This is a genomic window from Longimicrobium sp. (genome assembly GCA_036389135.1).
GTDB lineage: Bacteria > Gemmatimonadota > Gemmatimonadetes > Longimicrobiales > Longimicrobiaceae > Longimicrobium.
On sequence record DASVQP010000130.1, the window covers coordinates 96,177 to 117,276 of the forward strand.

Below are 21,100 nucleotides of genomic sequence, written 5' to 3' on the forward strand. Positions count from 1 at the left end.
ATCGGGAGCCTTTGGATCGGCAGCCTGTCGACCGGGAGCCTGCCCCGAAGCGGCGACCGGCAGGGCATTGAGCACGACGGCGAGTAAGAGGGACGACCTGTACGTAGATACTTTCATGGAATTGCGCAGCTAAAGGAGACGGCAGGGGCGGTTGGCGGGACCAGCGTTTCCCCTGCGCAATATACCTGGCCGCCTGTCCGGATGCGACGGTTTTGCATTGCCCTTCGGCTCACATGAGCGAAGCGGGCCGCCCGGCCCGTGCCCGATCGCCCCGTGCGCGATCGACCCGCCCGAACCCCAGCGACGTCCACGGTACCTGCCCGTGCCGGACCTGCCGGCGCAGGTCGGGCGCTAGGCGGGTGTTTGGTCCAGTCGCCTGGCGAGCCCGGGAGAATCGTGTGGAAGATCGTGCCGTCGTAGACCAGATCGTCCGGCGACCAGCGGCACTCCACGGCCGCTCGCGCGGTCGCGGCGGCGTCTGCGAGGGCGGCAGGGGCGAGCGCGGCGATCGCCCCGGCCACGCGGGCCGCGAAGGCGTCCCAGTCGGTGAGCAGCCAGCGGAAGATGCTGGAGGGATCCGGTGGACTCAGTTCGCGCGCGTGGGAGCCCCGGAGACGGGCGACCAGCTCCGGCAGGATGAAGTGGTGGAGGTACGCCTCGGGCAGCGTGTGGTCCGCGCGTAATGCCTCGGCGGCGCAATGCTGCGCGTACACCTCGGCGTGATCGCAGAGGGCCGCGTCGGGCAGGGTCGGGAGGAGCCGGTGGTACTCCCCGTTGGTCACGCCGTCGGCGTCGATACGGGCGCGGAGAACGCGGGGAGCAAGCTGCGGTCGGTATGGCGCGGCACCGTAACCCCGGGGAAGTGGTTTGGCCGCGCCGGGAGAACCCAATCCCGGGAGGACCGTGGGTTGCGCCGTCCCTCATCCCGGGGCAAGCGCCGGGCAGCGGGGTTAGAGACCCATGTGGCTGTCCCGGGCGCGGTGAAACGATCCCTCCGCCCCGAAACGGGGCCGGGATGCTGCACCGGGCGTTCGCCGTTCCCACCACCGACGGACCTTGACGTCCCGGGCTTTTTCTACGTGGGTTCAACCGGCCTTCCCCAAACGAAAAGGCCCTCCGCCGGGAATCGGCGGAGGGCCTTAGTCAGGGGGCGCCGGGGTCCTGCGCGGCTGGGCCGCTACTCCGACTACAGCGCGCGTGCGGAGATGAGAGGTCGGGCCCTGTTCGTGGTTCGGGGCTCGGTGGCTAGCGCTCCGCTTGCAGGATTTGCGGCGCGCACGCCCCGAGCAGACACTCGCCCACGGCGCCTTCGGTGAGGTACGGGAGTCCTGACACCTCCGCGAACGCGTCTGCGTCGCCCGTCCCAAGCGCGCACGGCGCGAGGTCCATCGCGGTCGCTACCAGATAGAGCGTCTGCAGAAGCGCTCCGGCCTCCGTGAGAATCAGGGCGTAGGCCGTTCCCTCATACTTCCAGCTCGTTCGAGCGAAGCGCGCGGTGAGCGTCACCAGCAGCTGGGGCTGCAGCGCGCGGCCGGTTGCCGCGCCGGCCGCGTGGAGCATCTCCCGCAATTGATCGCTAGGTGCCGCGAGGCGCGTGAGCTCGTGCTCGAGGGGCTCGTAGTGATAAAGACCGGAAGCCAACCCGTCGCAGGTGCCCACCGTTAGATACAGCTCCAGCGGGTAGCACGCGCCCCCGCTGGGGTACGGCCTGCGGCTGGTGTCGAAAGCCGGGTCGGCGCGCGACGGCATGATGGACTTTACGCGTGCCGCCCGGAACAGGAGCTCGCCGATTTGCGCCGCGGTGATCAGTCCGTCATGCACGCGCACGGTTCGGCGCCGTTCCAGCGTGTCGGCGAAGCTGGGACCGCCGCCGTTCGCGGGCGTGCCCGGCCGATGCAGCGGGATGGGATCGCCGGGGTGCCGGGGCCGCGTGACGGGCGGCGGCTCGAGTGTGCCTGCGAACCGATACGTGCCTCCCCGCCGCCCTCGCCCGCGGCTGCGCGCGTGCAGCAGGAGGTCCGGGAGCTCCCACGTGGCCAGCTGCGGATCTTCCACGCCCGCCGGCACGGTAAAGCCGCATCGCCACAGCAGGTCCGCCAGCAGCGCGGCGGCGCCGCGGCTCACTCCGCACGCCGCCGCGAGCGCGTCGGCCGCCCACGTCTCGCCAAACGCGGACAGCAGTCCGCCCGCCACCCTTCCGTTCAGGAGCAGTCGGCAGTTGGCGAGCGGGGATTCCAGGATCGTCGCCCCCCCGTCGCGGTAGAAGAGGGCGAACCTGGACAGGACCGTCCCGGCCGGCGGGGGCAGCGGACCCGCGTGTCGCCACCCCTCACGGATGGGGATGGCGGTGGCCAGGACCGCCCCGTGGTCCTCGATCGCTTCCGCGAGAACCCCCCTCGCGCGCCACTGATCAAGCTGGAAGTACGCCGTAGGAAGTGCGAGGGGATCGCCGGTGGCCTCGGCGGCGGCGGCCACCTCAGCCTCGGTGGCGCCGTGCCCAAGGCGTGATACGACCTCCCTGAGTACGGGAGACGGATCGGCCAGGTGCTCGGCACCGCCGCGGGCGTCCACCAGCGACAGGCGCCCGAGGGAATCCTCCTCGACCGTGATGCCGGGCCGAAAGCTCAGAAGCAGCGCGGCCTCGCCGCGGCCCGGACTCTGCGACCGCGTGTTCACGGCGCGACGGTCGTGCGTCGAATCGGGGGGATCAGGGCCGGGAACGGCGTGGCGTGCGCCGACGCCTCGACGTGGCTCAGCATTCCGCGCAGGCGGCGGGCCATCCGCTGCCAGTCGGCGTCGGCCGCTTCACGCGGGTCGCGCCACGCTGCGCGGCCGAGAGCGACGAAGGGCAGCAGCGCGTCGGCCAGCCCGGTGAGGACCCCGTGCCGCGTGGCGAGCCGCAGGAGCTCCAGCCGTGAGGGAAAGACCATTGGCGCGCCGGCCCCTACGCCCAGCACGTTCACATACGCGGGCGGGCGAACGGCCCCGGCCCAGAGCCGGCCGAAGAACACCCGCGCAGACGGAGCGCCGGGAACCGTGGGCGCCAGCACGAACGCCAGGCTGGCCGCCGTCTCGTTGTGGCCCTCCCCCGCGCTCCACCAGAGGCGGTTTGCGGCGAACATCGGGAGCGCAACCGGGATTTCGTCGATCGTTGCGGCGAGGCCCGTCCCGTCGACGGCAACGACGACACGCGGCCCTGGGTACGTCGGCGAATCGTCGCCCTCGCCGGGCGGGCCGTCGTAGTAATAGCACTGGTAGCTCCCCTCCCACACCTCGGGCGCGTCGACCGCGGCGGGCACGGACATCGCACTCGCCGTCGCCACGTTCAGCTTTCCGTACGCGTTGGGCGCGCTGGGCCGGTCGTCACCCCGCCAGTATCGTCCGCCAAAGTACGGCCCGATGTATCCGGTTTCCAAGGCATCCGGTTCGGCGCCTAGCGCTACGCCGAACTTCAACTCGCCCCATCCCGTCGCGTGTCCGTTACCGTCGCCGGTCTCTCCCCAGCGCAGCGTGCGCGTCTCCGGGTCGTAGCTCCAGTTGGGAACATTCCTCTCCACCGACGAACCGCCGGCATGCCACATCCGCACCGATACTTCGTCCGTCGCGGGATCGCGCTCGATGGTCAGCGTGCCCGCGGGACGGCTGTCGACGAGCATGGGGTATCGGCCTGCGAACAGCCCCAGGGAACTTCCGAGCTCTTGCAGCGTGCGCTCCAACGCAGCCATGGTGGTGTTGTGCCCGCGCGTCAGCAGCCACTGGTCAACGGCGGCCTCGCCGCCAGGCGATTCAAAACGGCGCTCCATCTCCGTCACCAGCTCCTCCAGTTCCGCCGGCCGCTCGGCAGACGCATGGAGCAGCGCGACGGCGCCGAAGAGGTGAGTCTCCCGCGGGCCGGTGGCCGGGCCCGGATCGGCGGACGCCGGCTCCACGCGCGTGGCGTTGTGCAGGACGGATGCATAGCCAAGCAGCAGCGCTCCGCATTCTGCGGGCGAAAGGTCCGGATGCATCCGGACGAACGCGTGCGCGTTCAGGCGGAACGCCTCGGCGGCGCGCGGGTTCAGGGCCAGGTCCGACATCGCCCGCCAGAGCGCCCGCGACGATCGCTTCGTCGGCGTACGCGAAGGCGTGCGAGGATCGACGAGCGCGGCAACGGCCTCGCGCTCGAAGTCGCCGTACGCTGCCACCGCGCTGTGCGGCCCCGGCCGCGTCGTTCCCCGCAGCCTGCCGACCCCGAGCCGATCTGCCATCTCGGGATCCGTTTCCGCGAGGTCCCTGGGCGGCAGGTACAGCGTCGACAGCGGCAGGACGAGCCGGTCTGCTTGGGGGCCGCGGTATTCGACAAGCCGGCGCCACTGGATCGCCGAGCGCGCTCCGGGAAAGCTGGTCGCCACGTAGAGCGCGGAGGGATGGTCCTCGCCGTACTCCTCGATCAAGCGGTCGAACAGCACCGCAGGCTTCGCGTTCTTAAACCGAAGAACCGAATAGCCCGGGTCGCCAACCGCGCCCACCTGCAGCACCAGCACATGGCTGCCGGTGAGCAGAGGCCGGTTGCGCAGCAGGAGATCGCTAGCCTCAACGATCTGGCACCCGGACTGCGAAGGATCGATGCGAAGCTCGGCGAACAGGAAGTCGGTGGACGAGATCCCCGGGAGCATCGCCGTGTCGTACCCTTCGAGCTCGGCCACGGCCAGCGCCCGCCGCGCCGGAAAGACGAAGAACCCCGGGTGGCCGTAGAACACCGCGACGACGTACTTCCCTCTCCTCACCTCGCGGAGGATGACCTCGGCCATCTGGATGTAGGTGACCCGGCGGAGCTTGTCCTCGCCGTAGTACCGGTTGAGATCCACCGCGCTGGCGTTCAGCTCCACGATGTGCCGCGCCGTGACCCCGTCAGCCACGTGGTAAAACACGCTGTCGGCGGCTTGAATGTGGGCGACCGCCTCGAGCGTGAAGTGGCCGATTGCCTTGATTCCCGAGCCGACGACGACCAGCCCGCCGCGGCGGAAGCCGTGGGGTGCCGGAGTTCGGCCGTTGAAGTTACCAGACATGGGGATCTCCTGGGCGTACGGGCAGCGGAACGCAACAGTCGTACAGGTAGTGGAACGATGCCACGCTTTCAAAGCTCGTTCGTCCGCGAAAGCCGCGGTCCAGGAGCTCCCACTCGAACTCGTCGGGAGCCGCCGACCAGCGCCGCGCCGCCCATTCCTTCACCTCCTCGCCCGCGACTCCCGCGCCGCCCGCGCCTGACGACTCACGGGCCAGGGCGCGGTTGAACCGGAGAGTGTCGCGTACCCGCGCTCGATCTCCGGACATCGGCCGTGTCCGTTTCGCGGCCGCGACGAAGCGGGGCACCCATTGCACGTCGTACAGCGCGCGGACGGCCGCGACGGCGAGTGCGCGCGCCGGAGCGAGCGAGCTCCGCTCCGTGGGGCGGAGCCACAACTCCAGCTGTTCCGGAAAGGCGTCCGCCGTGGCGACCAGCCCGAGATGGAACAGGTAGGCGGCCACGGCGCGCTCCAAGTCTGCATCCGAGGCCACGTCCCCGACATCTTGGCCGGCCACGCGGGCGGCCGCCGCCCCGGCTAATGCCTCATCCCGCAACTCCAACGCGAGCTCGGGCTCGCCTAGCTCGCGGGCAGCCAGCCACGCTTCGTAGTCCGCCGGGACCAACAGCTGGTTCACGCGGCGGAAGTCCGCCAGCAGCGAATCCGCCGAGGGCGGCGCGATTCCGAGCTCTTCGCCGTACCGCGCGGCCAGAAGCGTCAACGCCGTACGAACGTGCCACGCCGGATAGTCGGCGTCGAGCAGCCTACGCAACGCCAGCACGTCGCGGTCCGACACGAACTCGTCCCGCTCTCCCTGGCCGCCCGATCCGCTGGCTTCGATCTCCAGAAGACGGAAATAGCTGGTATGCGTGTTCGGCTCGGCCCGTGGGCCGGCTGGGGTCCCCTCGGCGCGCGCCAGGTGCTCGATGAGCAGCAGGGCGTCGTCGTGCTTGAGGTCGTGCCGCGCCGAGGCCAGGAAGCTCCGCAGCGGCTGGAGCGCGGCGAGCGGGGTGCCTGACCGCACCGCGCGCTCGAAGACGGCCTGGTAGGTGCGCGAGCCGAACGGAAGCTCCACGGCGGCCGCAACCAGGGCGGCTGCCAGGGCACGGGAGATCACGTCGCGGTCTCGCGCGCGAGCCAGTGCGTGGCGCATGTTGACGAGGGGGACGGTGATCGGCCGGTACCCGCGCTCCTCGTCCAGGTGCAGCAGTGCCACCTCGTCGTCGCCCTCCAGCTCCGCCGACGCAAAGAGGCGGAACACCTCGCCAACTCCTTCCATCCCGAACGGGTGAAGCTCCGCCGCGCGCAGGGCTCCCATGCTCGCGGCGCCGAGAACACGCACGCCCCGGTCGATGAGATCGAGGATCTCCTTGTGACGTACGGCGCCACGTTCCCGGAAGAAACCGTCGATCAGCCCCACGACGTCGCCGGCGCGTGGTCGCAGGCGCACTAGGTCGCCCGCGGAAACGGGCGGTATGACGGTGCAGCCGGGGAGCACGGCGAGGATCTCGGCACGTGTGACCGTCGGGCCGGCGAAGACGTAGGAGGCGCTCACAGCCGCGACGCTCCATGGGTCAGCCCGTGCGTCAATCCCGGCGCCACGGCGAAGTAGACCGGAATCTCCAGCTCGCCGCGCGTCAGGTCGACGGCCACGACGGGGAAACCCGTCTGGCGTTCGACCCTCGCCGCCAGGGTGCGCACGTCGGCATCGAGGTCGTCCGTGGCGGTGGATGCACGGCCGCGGAACGGAACCCGGCCATTCGCGCCGGCTACGCCCGCGATCAGGCCGTCGGCGTCGGGTGACAGCCAGCTGTAGCGCGCCGGCAGGTCGTCGCGCGCGCCCGCGATCACCGTGAGGCGCGTCTGTGCGGCTTCGGTGAGGGCGCGGCTCAGCGCGATCCCACGATCGGGGTGGCATCCGAACCCCTGAAGGATCTTGGGAAGGTCGCGCGAGTAGATCGCGGCGAAGTACGCAGGCGTGCCCGTGGGTCCCGTGATGTCCCACGCCGCCACGTCGATCCCGCAACCTGCGAAGCGTTCGAGCACTTCGCGGCAGCCCTCGTCGTCGACCGAATCGAGATCCACCACGGCCTCGTCGACGCCTCCCGAATTCCGCCACCGGGCGATGGCGTCGCGCTCCACCACCTCGCACAGCCCGTGAAGGACGGCCTCGGCCGGCACGTTGCCGCTCGCCAAGCCGTTGGAACTCGCCCGGAAGATGGGCGGGCGGAAACGGTTCCCGACAACGCGGTCGAGCAGAATGTAATCCCTGGGCACAAACGATGGATCGCCGGTCAGGAGGGCACGAGCCGGGATCCAGTCGATCAGCAGGTCGTCGTGAAAAAAGCTCCTGTGCCGGAGCATCAGGCGGCGTGGATCATAGGAAAGGCGCGGCACCATCTCGCGCACGCGCGCCCGCACCACGGGGAGCTCGATCGTTTCGGCGTGCCAGAGCTCGAGGGACTCCATGACGGCGGAGACGCGCGCCAGCGCGGGCGTCAATCCCTTTCCCTGGCTGACCGTCAGGCTGCGCGCCCCTGGGCGCACCGCCTGGAAGACCGGAACGCCGGGCAGATCCAGGCCGGTGAGATCGGCAACGCGGGTGATTCCAAGCCGCGGGAACAGCGGACGCACGCGCTCCAGCGTCTCTTCCGGGGGGCAGACGCGATGCGTGCCCCTGCGATGGCGCTTCGCGGTCTCGCCCGCAGCGGTCGGCAGGGCGGTGCTCAAAAGAGCTTGGGAGCGGGATTCAGCGCGTCTTCCGCGATGCGCGTGTCACGCCAGCCCGCGACCACCGGCACCTCGTACAGCCGCGAAGCACCCAGCCGGCGCCATGGGTGGCACAGCCCGGGCGCCACCACCTTCACCACCGGCATCCCGACGTCGGGGCGCGTCTGGTTCACGACGATCACCTCGATCCCCGCGTTCTCCACCCGACGCCGGCACTCGGCGACGTCACGGGCGAGTTCGCCGGTGGACAGGTCGGCGAAGCCGTGGAGCGGGCGGCGCGGCACACGCTCGTCCGGAAGCAGGTACAGGTGATCCCGAAGGCGCGCGGCCGCGAGCCACTGGCGCTTCGCGCGTTCGAGCCGCGACCCCCATCCGTCGCCGCCGCCGCCGTCGGGTGCCGACGCCAGAGCCTGGAGGATTGCGTGGCACTGGTTGCACTCGGTGAACGCGCGAAGAACCGCTACGCGCGGGTTCAGGTGCGCGCCGAAGCCGTAGATGATCTCATCCGAGCCTTCACCGCGGCGTGCGCTCACAGCAGCAAAGGCCGGAATGCCCAGGTCGCTGGTCAGGTCGAGCGCCCAGAGATCACGTCCGAGTGACCCGTAGAACGCCCTGAGGCGATCGACGTAGGGCTCGTGCAGCGAATCAAGGTCCAAGCCGGGGCGGCGCACGCGATTCAGCCACCAGACCGCCGACGCGTCCCGCTCCACCAGTTCCAGCAGCCCGTGCAGGACCGCTTCGTCGAGCGTGTTGCCGGACGCGTTTCCATTGGAGTCGGCTCGGCAGAAGACGTCTACGTCGGCGTCGCGGTGTCCATACCAGCAGAACGCCGCCGGGAGCCACCGAAGGGCACCGTTCGTGAGCGACCAGCCGGGCGTCCAGTCAATCCGCCATTCGTCTTTGAAGGGCATCATGACGCGGCAGCGGGGGTCGGGGTACGTCCGGTTGTACTGCAGGAGGCCGTCGTACTGCGCCGTGCTGAAGCGCAGGAGGTCCCCCGGATGCAGGGCGTGGCCGCCGAGGTCAGCGATCCGCGCCCGCCGCACCGGCTCTTCACCGCGCGCTGAACCGCAGTGCCGCTCGATCGCCTCGCACAGTGCGCTGGCGCGAGCCTGCTCGTCGGTGGTGCCCTTTCCCGCCGCGACACCGGGCGCGTCCCAGCGGTCGGCGTCGTACAGGTGCGGCTCCGCGAACACAGCCGTATGCAGGTGGATCGGGCTCGCCGCTCCCATCGCTGGCTCCCGGACAAGCATCGCCACGACTCCCGTGATCGGGCTGACGTGGTGCGCGTACTTCGCGAAGGTTTGATCGGGCGATGTGACGCGGACACCCGTCCCATCCATGATCGTCGCGGCCCGGTTGTCGAGTTCTACCAGCGGATCCGATCGCTTGTACAACGGTGGTGAACGATCTAGCGGCACGCCGCAGTCTTCGCATTGTGGCCGCCGTGCGAGCGTGTGGCGCTTCGTCTGGAGCGTCTTCAGGGAGAGGGACACCACCGCGCCGGTGAGGGCCGACTCGCCCGTGCCCAGCCACCGCGCTGCTTCCTGCGCGAGCAGCGCGGCTCCCGCTGTCTGGGTGGTGGAAAGAAACGCCGGCGGCGTCGTTACCGGGTCGTCGCCCCCGCGCCGGCGCTGAACCTGGCGTTCTGCGACCCGGTGGTAGCGGAGGCGCGTCGCCAGGCACGACCAGCAGCCGGTGACGGACGCCGGTGCGAACAGGGGTCCAAGCCAGAGAGCCGCGCCCGATAGCCGCGCGAGAATCCACGGCCGCTGCTGAGCCATCGCGCGGGCGTTGCAGGCGGCGAGTTCCGGCCGCAGGTAGTCGTCGGTAACCACGATTTTCAGCGGAGCGTCGTCGCGCACCGCCAAGCCCACCCCGGCGAGTTGTTCGACAAGCCCTGTTGCGTCCGCGGCACCACACGTGGAGACGGCGACGGCGCCGTGTTCCAGCGATTCGGTGACGCTTCGGGCGTTCGCGCCCAGTGCGTGCCAGAAGGCAGCGCTTGCCGCCGGGCCGGGGGGAGGCGAGTCGAGTACGAGACCGCTCGTCTGCAGCACCTGCAGCCCGTAGTACACTTCGGCGGCGCTGAAGTCGGGTGCAAGCCGTTCCACCAGCCCTTCGGGCGGTGTGCGGCCATCGATGTGTAAAGCAAGCCGGCAGTAGAGATTTCCTGAGAGAAACAGCTCGCTATCGTCACTGAGGACCGCGAGACCGTCGGGCTCGAGGATCTCTATCGCGAGCGCTGGATTGAACGTGGGAAACGATGTGGTGGTCATCCGGACAGCGGTGGAGGGGCGCCCGAACGTCGTCGGCAGACCGCTGCCGGAACGCGGCGAGCCGGACCCACCATGGGTCCGTGCTCGCCCCAGGGACTGCGAGGCGTGCCTAGACGTCTACTTCGACCTCCGTCTCTTCTGCGACGTGGCATCCGTCCATCACGCTTGCCAACTGCCTCCTCGTCACCGGCCCGCCGACGCCGACGGGCCGTGCCGGTATCGTCATGTAGAGGCGGGTGGACGTCGACAGCAGGATCTCGGCGCGGAGGTTGTTCGGCGCCTCGATCCCCTCCTTTGCGAGGGCCTGCGAAGGGTTCTGGACGAGCGCTGCCGCGAACGTGGGATCGGCCCAGACCTTTGCGATGATTTTGGCGAATTGCGTGTTGTCCATGATCCGTCTCCTGTATGTAGACAGGTGGGTGCCTGCAATCGCTGCGTGGAAACGCCGTGATGCAACTGCGCGACCATAATCAGGATGTGAGGGCCATCGCGCAGGCGGCTTGTCAGTCGCAGTGTATCACAATAAAAGGTCGCAAGACGCGCTGCGCAAGGGATATGTATCTGTAACACGCTCGTGTGGTTGCCCTCATCCAAGGAAGCTCGTGCTGGCCACGTCTGGTGTCCTCGCGCGGGCTGGCCGACGCGACGAACTATGTGGTCAAAAGTGGCCGGGATGGAGGGTTGCCCGTGGCGAATGCCTCCGGATGCTGCCGGGGCGGCTTATGTGGTCAAAGTGGCCCCCGCGGGACGATCAGCGGTCGCGTACAGCGCCGCGTCCGGAGGGATGTCGATGTCAACCCGCCACTCGTCCAGGGCACGTTTCAGATCCGCAAGCGGGGTCGCGCCCCGCTCGACCACGACGTGGTACCACCAGCGCGGCGCACAGCGAACGAGAATTGCCTCGAGCTCGGCCATGGCGTCGCTGGCCAGGTTCCACGGGCGCTTGTCGCCCATCTCGCGGCGCTTGGCCAGACGGCCGCGCACCCGCAGAAGGGGCGCGGGGGTGTCGCGGTCGCGAGTGAACCAGGGGTGGGCGTGGTAGCGCCGGCGAAGCTCATGGTGCAGCGCGGTGATACGCTCGCGTCCGGCCGCGAGCAGCCACGACTCCAGGGGAGGAACGCAGGCGGGGCGCGGGTCGACTCGCGCCACGAACCGGCGTGCCTCGGGGTGGTCGGGCGGCAGCAGCGCTGTCGCGAGGTGCGCGTACTCCTCGATCATGGCGCACCACCCCCGCCACCCAGGCTCATCCTCCGCGGCGGGCGGGTGCGGCAGCCAGCCGCACGCGACGTTCTGCTCCCGAACGGCGTGCTCGTGGGCGCGCGCTTCCCGCCAGTCCCGGCCGGGCTCGTAGGGGAGGAAGGAGGCGCGGGTCGCCTCGATCTCCATCACCGGCGGGGCGTAGCGGTACGTGTGCCGGAGCAGGACCTCCATCCGTGCGGTGAGCACCGCGACGACGGTCCCGCTGTCGGAGCGGGGAGGAAGCGGGGTCGCCGCGACTGTTTCGTCCGCGGCGGTCGCCGGGGGCGCGGCGCGCGTGGTCGTTCGCTTGCCACGCGGAACGTTCACCGGCTCGGAGGTGTCGCCGGCGCCGGCGCACTGCAGCGGCGCGAGCAGGTCGAGGTCGGCGGATGGCGACACGCGGACCGGGTTGGGGCCTCGGCTCATGCTGGGAAGACCGCGGGACAGTTCCCGTTCAGAGGGAAAGCGCCAGCTGTCCCTGGACAACCGGCGTGATGCGGGGAACGGCCGGATCCGACACCGGCCGACGTGAGGTCGTCGTGCGCCGCCTTGGCCGGTGGTCGGTCGCCTGCTGCGTCTCTCGCGCGCGCTCGGCGTTCCTCGCGTTGTTGGCGCGCTGCGCCGCGTCGACATCGCCCCGGAGCTGATCGGGGATCGCGATTCCCGCCCGGTCGGCGGCATGCAGGAGCATCGAAAGCTCGTGCCACCCGCGGTACGGAGTGGTCAGGGCCAGAGCGCGGCGTACCTCTGCCGCCACGTCGGCCGCGTCGGAGAGCAGGCCGGCACCGATCGCCATCTGCACTACCAGCGCCCGTTGCTCCTCGGGCTGGGGATGGAGCGAGGGGTGGTTATGGGGCGCCTCGGCGGTTTCGCTGCGCGTCGTCATCCGCTCCAGGTCGCTGTGGAGTACGCGCCACTCCGGAGCGATCCGGGTGGCGATCGCCGCCCGCGCGACGTCGCGCTGGCCCATGGCATCAGCGCACGCGGCGAGGGGCCAGGCGACGCTCCAGTCGAGCAGGATCCCGTGCTCCACGGCGCTGACGACGACGAAGTTGAGCTCGGCTTTCGTGCCGATCTCGGGCAGTGCGCCGTGGACGTCGGCCCAGGTGAGGACCTCTGCGGCGCGTGCGAGCCGAAGGAACGCGAGGAGGACGTTTCGCCGCCAGCACCCGCCCTGGTCCATCACGGCCGCCGCCGCGACCGCGTGCTCTACGCCGATCAGCTGCATCCTGATGGCGTCGCCGAAGAGGTCGCAGCGCGCGTAGTCGTCGCGGACCGCGCCGATGAGCGCGATGACGTCGACCGGATCGGTGACGGCGCTCGCGCAGAGGGCGACGGCGGCGAGGCGCTCCCCGTCCTGGGGCCGCTTGGCCCCGGCAATGGCGGCGGTGAGGGTGCGCGGGTCCGGTGCACGGCCCTTTCCGGCGGCGAACGCGGTACAGTCCGCGATCAGGCGACCGACGGACAATCCTTCCTGGATCGTCAGCTCCAACATGCGCGCCATCGGCGTGAGCCCTCCACGGGGAAATTGCCGCACCGGATGTCGCCGGGCGGCGGTTGCTGGTGAAAGCGCCCATCGTTTTCTCAACGGGTTTTTCCACGGGCGGGCAGATCTACTCCGGCGGCGGGTCATCGAAGAGAAGGGGTTGGTAATTGTCCGCCCGCGGATAGCCGGCCTCCCATGGGAAGCGCCCGCCTGCGTCGGGCCAGACGATCTGGACGGCCTCGTAGCTGGCGCGGCGTCCATCGTGGTATGCGTTCGCGCCCCACAGGTGCTCGGGCTGAGCCGACGCCGGCAGCGCGCGAAGGACGACCGGCAGGTTGAGGCCGAGGCTGATGTGCTGGTTCAGCGGGGGATGCTCGCCGGCACGGAGTCGCGTCACGAGCTCCGCGAAGACGTATGCCGCCGTGTCCTCGCTCAGCCCGACCACGACAGCCTCCGGAAAACCGAACGTCTCGGGGAGGCCGATCGTGTATCCGTACCTGACGGGATGGTCCGCGAACGGACCATACATATACGTCCAGCCGTGCGCCTGTACGGTTCGCGTCAGCGCCCGCAGGACGGACGCCCGAAGCCGCGCCTGATCCATGGGTATGTGATTGGGTGTGGGCGAACGTAGCTCTCGACCGCCCCACCGGTCGCGTGCAGCTGCCGAGGGCGCCGGAGAGAACTGGTGCTTATCCCTGCACCAGCTTGGGGCGGCGGAGGTCGTAGTCGATCACCTCGTCGCGGATCACCGCCGCGACGCGGTAGGCGATTGTCCCAGCGTCCAGCAGGGTGCTCCAGGCGAAGTAGGGGACGGAGCGCATTTCCTCGTCGCGGTTGATGGGCCCCACGTTCAGTTCGCCGCCGTTGTCGCCCAGGTACCAGGACGTGTAGTAGTGCGGATGCGCGTCCAGGCGGACGAGGGGCTGGCCGTGGAGATGGCCGATCACGTCGATCTTGAACTCCGCGCGAAGGACGGCGAGAACCTCGGCGGAAAGCCGGGTCCGCTGTTCTGCCGATGCGCCGGCCTGCGTGGACGTGAACAGGGTGAGGGCCCGGGTGTCCGTGGGAGACATGCTCACGGGCGTGTCGGCGTCCCCCGGGGAGCAGTTGATGCGCTCGCACAGGGCGTCGATCTCGTCTTCGTCCAGGGCGCCTCCCTCGGGCTCGGTGGCGATCTCCCATTCGGGCGCGCCGTTCTCGGCATTCCGCTGCCAATAGCGGAGGGCGGCCAGCACGGTCCCGGTCTGCCGCTCGTCCAACTCCAGCGGGGCCGGGATCTCTTCCGCCCGATCCACCAGGTCGCACGCGTCCTTGTGGACGCGGTAGTCGCCTACCGTGCCTCGGCTGGCTTCCAGCAGTCGCCGGAGGGCGCTCACCAGCTTGCGGTACGAGGGCGGTGCGGTTGTGGCTCCAATCATGACCGTCACGGGGTTGCGGGGGTGGGGAGAGTGCTGCCGCCGCGGATCACCGACCTAACAGGCTGGTTTCGCTCGGAGCGCGCCGGCGAGCTGGGTGGCTGCCCTGTGGACCTGGCGCGCGAAGTCGAGGTTCTCGGAGGCGCCGATCTCCTCCTGCGTGGCGACTACTTCAGCGAGGAGGGCGGCCGCGCGACGTGCCAGGTTGATCCCGCGGAGGTTCGAATCCGGCGGCGCATCGTCGCTGCCCGCTCTCGCTGGGAGTTGCCAGGACGGCTGCGGTGCAGGCCGAGGCGGCGGACAGGCAGGGAGGTCGAAGGCCAGTTGGGGACGGAAGCGCGCGGCGTGGTCGGCGACGGACATCGGTTTCCGGGCGTCGGCGTTCAGCTCACGCGGCGTATTCGCTGACGAGATGGCGCTGCTCGCAGCAGAACTGGGAGCAGCACGCCTCGTCATCGTCCACGGCGAAGTCGGTCGGGACCCAGCGCTCCTTCATCAGCTCTCCGCACCCGGGGCACTTCGGCAGCCCAGCGTACGTGTTTGCGCCCCACGCGATGGCTTCGGCGTCCGTGCCTTCCTCGAACGGTATGGAGCCGCCCCCGGTGAACCCGATGCGGACGGTGATCTCGTCAGCGGACCGGCCGGTGTCCCGCCGCCACGCCACCGCGACGGCGACAGCGGCGGCGGCCGCTTCGCGCGGGTCCTCGTATTCCTCGCCCTCTCCGAGCCGGGCGTAGGCTACGCCCAGCATGTCGGCGTTCGAATAGTCCAGCCCGCCAGCCGCGATCTCGACGGCCAGCGGATTCTCCTCGCCCCAGTAGTCCTGCCGGGACAGGAACCACCGGGTCACCACATTTCCTCCTCGTGCTCGACCTTGTCCGCGCCGGCGGCGTCCATGGCGGCCCAGGCGCCGAACGGGTCGACGTAGGCGTCCACGAGGGTGTCCGCCCAGCCCGCGTGCCCCAGCTCTTCTAGCGATCTGCGTCGGGCCGCGCGGATCCCCCGCGCGTGGTCGTGGCCGATCATGAGCGGCGCGCGGAGGGCACGGCTGAGCGGCGCTCCCTGTGCGAGAAAGGTCGCGGCCTCCGCTCCGAGGCGCTTCGCGTACGCCATGTACGCGCGCGCCACAGCCGGCGGGGCTCCCGGTTCGGGAAGCTCGTGGAACGCCTGACGCTCCGACCATCCGCCCGTTTCGTGGTTCCACCGGGCGATCACGATCGGTTGGCGGCTCTCGGGCGCCGCGGGCAGGGCGATGAAGAGCGAGGTCGCGGCCGTGCCCTCGCCGCCGGCGAGCAGCGACGCGGCGGCGATGACGTAGCCGGGAATCGAGAGGGGCTTCATGCGGCTTCTTGCTCTCAGTGGGTGGAAAGCAGCTCTCGCTGCGCTTCGTGCACGGCCATGCACCGCGGGCACAGGCGTGTCCAGCCGCCCATCGTGTAGCCGCAGTAGCGAGGCTGGTCGGCAGGCTCGCACCCGGCGTTCAGCGGAACCTCGTCGCTCGGGACCAGCGGGTTCTCCACGTCGCGCTCGGGCGCGGTGGGGACGAGCTCCCCGCTGATCTCCAGCCGCAACCGGTCGCCCGCGCTGCCGAGGAGCCGGATACGGACGTCGGACAGCTCGCCCGCACCGTCGCATCGTGCCTCGAGCCACTCGGCGAGCGCGCGAGGGTCGGCGTCGAGGACGTCCTGGAGCGCGACGTCGAAGGCGGCGCGGCGGTACCCGGAAGGGAGCACCCGGGCGGCGAGCGCGTACGGCAGCGGATCGCTCACGATCTCCGACACGGGGCAGTCCTCCCCGTAGCAGTGGACCAGCGCGTCCATCTCCTCCAGCAGCGCCGCACGGCTCGCCGGGTGGCCGCAGACGTCCGTAACGTCTTCGTCGTCCAGGCAGGTGGCGTTCAGGCGGGCGCTTGCGAGGCTGGGCGGAAGCGCGCCGCGCGTGAGATCGCCGGCGAGCTCGGACGCGAAGAATCCGTGCGCGGCTTCGGTCGGAACGGCGAAGTAGCTCACGGTGGTCGGGTGCATGGGGCTCGAAGAGGAAGGGGAGTGAGTCGATTCGGCGGCGCGGGGCCCGGAGCTGACGCTGCCCGCCGATTTACTTTCCGGGGTGCGTGAGCGCGCCCACCGCTCAGCACGCGGCCATCGCGCTGCAGAACACGCTGAGCAGGTGGGCGCCGTGGGTCGTCGTGGCGAAGGGCTCGCCACAGACGGGGCTGCGTTGGTAGCTCCAGACGAAGTGCCCCCGGGGGTCGCCGGCGACGGCGGTCATGTGGTCGACCCACCGCTGCGGCAGCGCGACGTCGTGGCGCGTGATCCCGGCGGCCTCGGCGGCCTCGCCCGTGGCCAGGCGGCGCAGGGTGAGGGCGAAACCGGTCGGTGATGCCGGATCGGCTTCGACGTGGGAGTTCATCGCCTGCAGCGCCAGGACCTCGTCGTACGTGCCCACCACGAGCTGCCCCGCCGTTTCGAGCGTCCGGAGGTGGAGGGCCAGCTGAACCGCGTCCTCCTGAGGTGCGAGCATGTCACCATCGTCGGGGTGCGATGTGGAAGGGGGGGTGCTCCCTCTCCTTTTCTCCCCCGGGGTCCGAGATGCCGGCGCCCGGGCCGGCGCTGCTCGTCGGCGGATCCTGTCAGGTCATGGTACCAGTAGCGAGAACGCCGCGCGGAGGGTCTGTCCGGTATACGGACATCCGCCGCGCCCGACTCCACGCCTGGTTCATACTGGGGAGATGCCAAAGGTCTTATCACTCGTCGGCGCGAAGGGGGGGACGCTGAAGACGTCCTCGGTCACGGCGATCGCGCACCTCGCGGCGAAGGGGGGCCTGTACGTGGTGATGGTCGATGCCGATCCGCAGGCCGACCTGACGAGCCGCAGCGGGTTCAGCCGGGTCGCGGAGCCGCTGGCCGCCGACCCTGTGGCGGTGACCTTCGGCAGCGACCACGGCCTGCCGCGTCAGCTGCTGCGGGGCGGCCGGTCGATGGAGGGGGCCGATCTCTCCAGCGCGTTGCGGCAGATCGAACGGGCGCGGGCGCTGGGGCCGGATCTCGTGGTGGTGGATACGCCACCCGCGCTGGGCCCCATCACGACGGCCGCGGTCCGTGGCTCCGATCTGGTCCTCATTCCCGCCGTCCCGGGCAAGGAGAGCCTGGAGCGGATCAACGACATCGCCGCGCTCGCGCGCGGGGCCGCCACGGCCGTGCAGCTGCGCGTGCTGCTCACGCTCGTACACAGGCGGTCGAACCTTCTCGCGTGGATGCAGGAGGAGGTGGACCGGCACTACCCCGGTTTGAGGATGGACCGCACGTTCCCCTTCGAGATGGCTGCCGGCGAGGCGGCGCTGTACGAGAAGCCCGTCACGCTCTACGCGCCGCGCTCCAGCAACGCCGCGGAGTTCTGCGACCTGGTGCGCGAGGTGCTGGGGATCCTCGGGCTGGCGCGGGTCGGCCTCCGGCCGGCTGCGGGTGGGCTGTGACCCTCGGGCGCGGCCGGGGAGGGGATCAGCCGCGGGTCCGGCTGGACGACAACGTCGGCACGTATGACGCGAGCCGCGACGGCCGGAGCGGTGAAGGGCGTCTGCAGGAGGTTCGACTGGATCGCATCGACGCCTCGCCCTTCCAGGTGAGGCTCGTATTCCCGCCCGCGGAAATCGAGCGCCTCGCCGACAGCGTGCTGGCGAACGGGCTCATCCACGAGCCGCGCGCGCGGCCGCATCCGTCCAAGCAGGGCTGGGTCGAGCTCATGCCCGGTGAGATGCGCGTACGCGCTCTCCACCGCCTGGTGGAGCGAGGCGAGGCCGCCCCGGTCCTGAAACGAGACGGGGAAGGGAACTGGCTCGTTCCTGTCCGGCTCGAACCGACGGATGACGACCGTGCCGATGCGATGGTGTTCGGCGAGAACTTCGACCGCACCGACCTCTCGGCGTGGGAATGGGCGGTGGCGTTTCAGCGGCGGCGCGATCGCATGCGCGAGCGGGGCGAGCCGAGCGGCGTTCGCGACGTGGCGGCGAGCATGGGGAAGAAGGCGTTCCAGACGGTGGGCGAGTACCTCCAAGTGGCCGATTCGCTGGGATTGGAAGTGCTCTTCGGTGCGGGGGTGGTGAGCGGAGGCCAGCCCGACCACGGGCGTCTCGCCCGGCTGTCACTCGCAGCCTTCCTGCGAGTGGCCAGGTGCGCGAGCGGGGGCGCGACCTCCGCTGCACAGGCGCTCCTGAACGAGCTGCGCAAATCGGGTGACGAGGCGGCCGCCGCAGCCCTCGCCAGCCGTGAACAGGCCCTGCGCCGAGCACGGCCTCGGGGGGTTGCCGGTGAGGGGCTGCAGATCAACATCCGCCAGGCGCTCGGCGATCTCGCGCCGCGCCAGGCAAGGCACTACCTCGTGCGGCTCGTCCCCGCGGTAGCTGTGCTGGCTAAGCGGGCCGCGGCGGAAGGATCTGCGGAGATGGAACGGATCGCTGCGCAGCTCTCAGATGCTGCGGGAACGCTACGTGAGCCGGACGGCGAGTAAACAGCGGGCCGGATCGACAAAAAGAAAGGGCGTGCCAGCCGGGGACTTTCCCCGGCCGACACGCCCTGGCACCCTCACCTGCAAGGGCGCGGTCCGCTTACGACTGAACGATGACGTCTTCCTCGGGCTCGGCCGGCGCCTGAGACTCGGGCTCGGGCCGTTCGCGCATCCCCTCGCTGGTGGCGAGGGCTTCGTGCGTCTCGTCGTAACGATCCGTGTGCATGCTCCTTGGGGGTCTTTGAGAGGGGTGGGGTGGCGCCCCTGGAGGGGGCAGGGTGCAGTCGTGACGCGGTCGGTCCCAGCGGCGGGCGCGCGCCTTCGCCTTCCGGCGCAGGCGCTGCCGCGAGGATCCGCGGCGGCGGCCGCAGTGGTACTTGGGCAGGCGCCGGCCGCGGCGCGGACGACGCGCGTCGGCCGGTCGAAGTCCGTACGGGTGCATTCGCTCACCGCGAAGGAAGGCCAGTGAGCGGGCTCATGCGGCCCTCCGCCGGTCGCCCCGGAACGTGCCGCGAAGCTTGTCGATGGTGACGGACGCGTGGGCGTACGACATGCCGCGCTCCAGGTACGTCCACGTGGAGCTGACGAGGGTGCCGCCCCGCCCGCGCTCGTGCAGCAGTTCGAGCAGCGTGTCGAGCTGCGGCTCACTCAGCGGCGAGCGGATCGGGTCGGTCGCGAACTTCAGGCGGGCCGCCCGGAGCGCGCGGTGCTTGAATCCGCGCCCCGCGCGCTGGTCGCCCCCGCCGGCGGTACGCGCGCCAGACGGGGCGGCGTTGCCGGAGGCGCGCTGGCCGGCGATCGGACGCAGAGGGATGACGGGCGTACCCGCGTCCTCCCCGCGCGACCTCTCGCTCCCGCCCGCCGCTGTGTGGGCGGCGGTGCCGTCGTCGCGGGTGTCCCCCGCGGGCTCCGCGGCGGGCCGGAGCGGGATGATGGTGGTCCCGGGCTCCTCCCCCGGCGCTTCACCGAGCGCAGCGTCGCCCGCAGCGGCGGGGCTCGGGGACGGTAGCGTCCGCATCTCCCGCGGCCGACGCCAGCTCGGCCGCCACGTCGCCCTCGATCTCCTCGGGGTGGAGCGGAACGATGGGCGCATCGGCGGAAGAGACCTCGCCCGTGACCCCGGTCACCGCTGCGGACGCGGCGTCGACCAGCGGCACGGCCGCAGCACGGCGCCGCCGGGGCGTGCGCGTCGCGGGCGCCGGCTCGCCGCCTTCCTTGCGGGCGCGGGTCCGGGGCTTCCGGGGGGGCTTCTCGGGCTCGTCCTTCACGCCTTCCTTGCGGGCACGGGTCCGGGGCTTCCGGGGGGGCTTCTCGGTGTCGTCCTTCACGGTGAACCTCCTCGCTCGGGTCGTGGTGAACTGGGTACCTGACCCGGCTTTTTCTGAGGGGGTTCAACAGCCTGGTCTCGCCACCATGCGGGAAGCGCGCGCGGTGTCTTGGTGTGCGGGGCTCCCGCCGGGACCCTTCGTAGGATCATGCGGTTTCACTGCCATACACCAGGTCCGAAGCCTTCGCCTTTAGGCGAATAGCTTTAGCGAGCTGTAGAAGCTAGACTCTCGAGCAGAAGCCGAACGCTCGGGAGAGACGAATGGCGGAGAATCGCAGGTCAGCACCTGTGGGCGCGGGGATACTTCTGCAGTACGACGGGGGAGATCACGACGGCGCAGATCGAGGAATACATCGCGGGGCACAGCGAAGAGGATCCCGCGATCAGTTTACGGTGGACGCTGGATAGAGGTGGGAGTTTCAGTCCCAGCTTCAGGGGGGTTCCACCCCCGGGACTTTCAGCAGGCTTTAGCCTGTTCTCTAGCCGCGCGCGCGATGTGGCGCAGGCGAAAGTAGCCGTTATGGGAGACGAAGTAGCTGGTCAGCGCCTCCGCGGCACGGGCGGCTCGTTTTCCCGGCCGCACCTGGGTGTGAGGATGAGCGAGATGAGGTCGCGCACCGCCAGCTCGCGCACGCCACTGTCCTCGAGCCGGCGCGCCGGCGCGTCCGGGCTGGTCCGGGGACCAGCCGGGCCGGAGCCGGGCCAGACGTGAGGTCGAGGCCGCGCTCAATTGCGTTCTGCGGGTGCATCGGAGGGGGACGGACGACCTGCGTGGACGGTAGTGCCGGAGCGGCACGCACTCTCCCCCCCTTTTCTTCGAGGGGTTTACGCGGCCAAGTCCGTGGTGGCAGCTTCGTCTGGGCTCGCGACCGCGATCTTCTCCTGACAGTAGCGGCAGGTATCCCGCTGTTCCTCCGTCGTGCGAACGCAATCCCATCCTGCGCGAGTCGCCGCGGTATCGGCGCGAGCCCGCGGCTCGTGGCGGCGCCGCAAGCGCTCCACGTCGGCCTGAATCGAATGTACCGTCTCTGGATCGCATACCCCGATCGGGTTCCGCCTCCCAGGATGCGCTCCGT

20 protein-coding genes are annotated in these 21,100 nt (G+C 70.3%); 2 read left to right on the forward strand and 18 right to left on the reverse strand.

What is annotated here, in order from left to right; genetic code table 11:
• Positions 1 to 113: 113 nt before the first annotated feature.
• The 15 genes from VF584_26725 to VF584_26795 all read right to left on the reverse strand — a co-directional run bounded on the left by VF584_26725 (position 114) and on the right by VF584_26795 (position 16,717).
• Positions 114 to 782, reverse strand: a complete 669-nt coding sequence (locus VF584_26725) for a hypothetical protein (protein HEX8213790.1) — start codon at positions 780 to 782, stop codon at positions 114 to 116.
• Between the two features lie 463 nt (positions 783 to 1,245).
• The gene (locus VF584_26730) at positions 1,246 to 2,676 is read right to left on the reverse strand and encodes a SagB family peptide dehydrogenase (GenBank protein HEX8213791.1); all 1,431 of its coding nucleotides are present in this window, start codon (positions 2,674 to 2,676) and stop codon (positions 1,246 to 1,248) included.
• A complete protein-coding gene (locus tag VF584_26735; GenBank protein HEX8213792.1) occupies positions 2,673 to 5,048 on the reverse strand; it encodes an SAM-dependent methyltransferase in 2,376 nt (791 codons plus the stop codon). Before VF584_26735 ends, VF584_26730 begins: the two co-directional genes overlap by 4 nt.
• Positions 5,038 to 6,600 (reverse strand): TfuA-like protein, encoded by a 1,563-nt coding sequence (locus VF584_26740; protein ID HEX8213793.1) that lies wholly within the window; start codon positions 6,598 to 6,600, stop codon positions 5,038 to 5,040. The genes VF584_26735 and VF584_26740 overlap by 11 nt, the downstream gene beginning before the upstream one ends.
• Positions 6,597 to 7,775 carry a YcaO-like family protein gene (locus VF584_26745; protein HEX8213794.1) on the reverse strand — a complete coding sequence of 393 codons (1,179 nt, stop codon included), beginning with the start codon at positions 7,773 to 7,775 and terminating at the stop codon, positions 6,597 to 6,599. Before VF584_26745 ends, VF584_26740 begins: the two co-directional genes overlap by 4 nt.
• Complete coding sequence (locus tag VF584_26750; protein ID HEX8213795.1) at positions 7,772 to 10,054, reverse strand: TOMM precursor leader peptide-binding protein; 2,283 nt, start codon at positions 10,052 to 10,054, stop codon at positions 7,772 to 7,774. The genes VF584_26745 and VF584_26750 overlap by 4 nt, the downstream gene beginning before the upstream one ends.
• Before the next feature lie 109 nt (positions 10,055 to 10,163).
• Complete coding sequence (locus tag VF584_26755) at positions 10,164 to 10,445, reverse strand: hypothetical protein (protein HEX8213796.1); 282 nt, start codon at positions 10,443 to 10,445, stop codon at positions 10,164 to 10,166.
• A 329-nt stretch (positions 10,446 to 10,774) separates the two neighbouring features.
• Complete coding sequence (locus VF584_26760; protein HEX8213797.1) at positions 10,775 to 11,719, reverse strand: hypothetical protein; 945 nt, start codon at positions 11,717 to 11,719, stop codon at positions 10,775 to 10,777.
• A 28-nt stretch (positions 11,720 to 11,747) separates the two neighbouring features.
• Entirely contained in the window at positions 11,748 to 12,788 is a 1,041-nt protein-coding gene (locus tag VF584_26765) for a hypothetical protein (protein ID HEX8213798.1), read from the reverse strand.
• A 118-nt stretch (positions 12,789 to 12,906) separates the two neighbouring features.
• Positions 12,907 to 13,383 carry a DUF4262 domain-containing protein gene (locus VF584_26770; protein ID HEX8213799.1) on the reverse strand — a complete coding sequence of 159 codons (477 nt, stop codon included), beginning with the start codon at positions 13,381 to 13,383 and terminating at the stop codon, positions 12,907 to 12,909.
• An 88-nt stretch (positions 13,384 to 13,471) separates the two neighbouring features.
• Positions 13,472 to 14,200 (reverse strand): hypothetical protein, encoded by a 729-nt coding sequence (locus VF584_26775; protein HEX8213800.1) that lies wholly within the window; start codon positions 14,198 to 14,200, stop codon positions 13,472 to 13,474.
• Positions 14,201 to 14,585: 385 nt separating this feature from the next.
• A complete protein-coding gene (locus tag VF584_26780; GenBank protein HEX8213801.1) occupies positions 14,586 to 15,047 on the reverse strand; it encodes a hypothetical protein in 462 nt (153 codons plus the stop codon).
• Complete coding sequence (locus VF584_26785; protein ID HEX8213802.1) at positions 15,044 to 15,538, reverse strand: hypothetical protein; 495 nt, start codon at positions 15,536 to 15,538, stop codon at positions 15,044 to 15,046. Before VF584_26785 ends, VF584_26780 begins: the two co-directional genes overlap by 4 nt.
• Positions 15,539 to 15,552: 14 nt before the next feature.
• Complete coding sequence (locus VF584_26790; GenBank protein ID HEX8213803.1) at positions 15,553 to 16,221, reverse strand: hypothetical protein; 669 nt, start codon at positions 16,219 to 16,221, stop codon at positions 15,553 to 15,555.
• A 103-nt stretch (positions 16,222 to 16,324) separates the two neighbouring features.
• The gene (locus VF584_26795; protein ID HEX8213804.1) at positions 16,325 to 16,717 is read right to left on the reverse strand and encodes a hypothetical protein; all 393 of its coding nucleotides are present in this window, start codon (positions 16,715 to 16,717) and stop codon (positions 16,325 to 16,327) included.
• Between the two features lie 208 nt (positions 16,718 to 16,925).
• Between VF584_26795 and VF584_26800 the strand changes: the two genes are divergently transcribed.
• Both VF584_26800 and VF584_26805 read left to right on the forward strand, forming a co-directional pair.
• Complete coding sequence (locus tag VF584_26800) at positions 16,926 to 17,669, forward strand: ParA family protein (protein HEX8213805.1); 744 nt, start codon at positions 16,926 to 16,928, stop codon at positions 17,667 to 17,669.
• A complete protein-coding gene (locus VF584_26805; protein ID HEX8213806.1) occupies positions 17,666 to 18,700 on the forward strand; it encodes a ParB N-terminal domain-containing protein in 1,035 nt (344 codons plus the stop codon). The genes VF584_26800 and VF584_26805 overlap by 4 nt, the downstream gene beginning before the upstream one ends.
• 97 nt (positions 18,701 to 18,797) lie before the next feature.
• Here VF584_26805 and VF584_26810 read toward each other — a convergent pair whose 3' ends face one another.
• The 3 genes from VF584_26810 to VF584_26820 form a co-directional block, all read right to left on the reverse strand.
• Entirely contained in the window at positions 18,798 to 18,923 is a 126-nt protein-coding gene (locus VF584_26810) for a hypothetical protein (GenBank protein HEX8213807.1), read from the reverse strand.
• A gap of 249 nt (positions 18,924 to 19,172) precedes the next feature.
• Entirely contained in the window at positions 19,173 to 19,715 is a 543-nt protein-coding gene (locus VF584_26815) for a hypothetical protein (protein ID HEX8213808.1), read from the reverse strand.
• Positions 19,660 to 20,025, reverse strand: coding sequence for a hypothetical protein (locus tag VF584_26820; protein HEX8213809.1), 366 nt, complete (start codon positions 20,023 to 20,025; stop codon positions 19,660 to 19,662). Before VF584_26820 ends, VF584_26815 begins: the two co-directional genes overlap by 56 nt.
• Between the last annotated feature and the right edge of the window lie 1,075 nt (positions 20,026 to 21,100).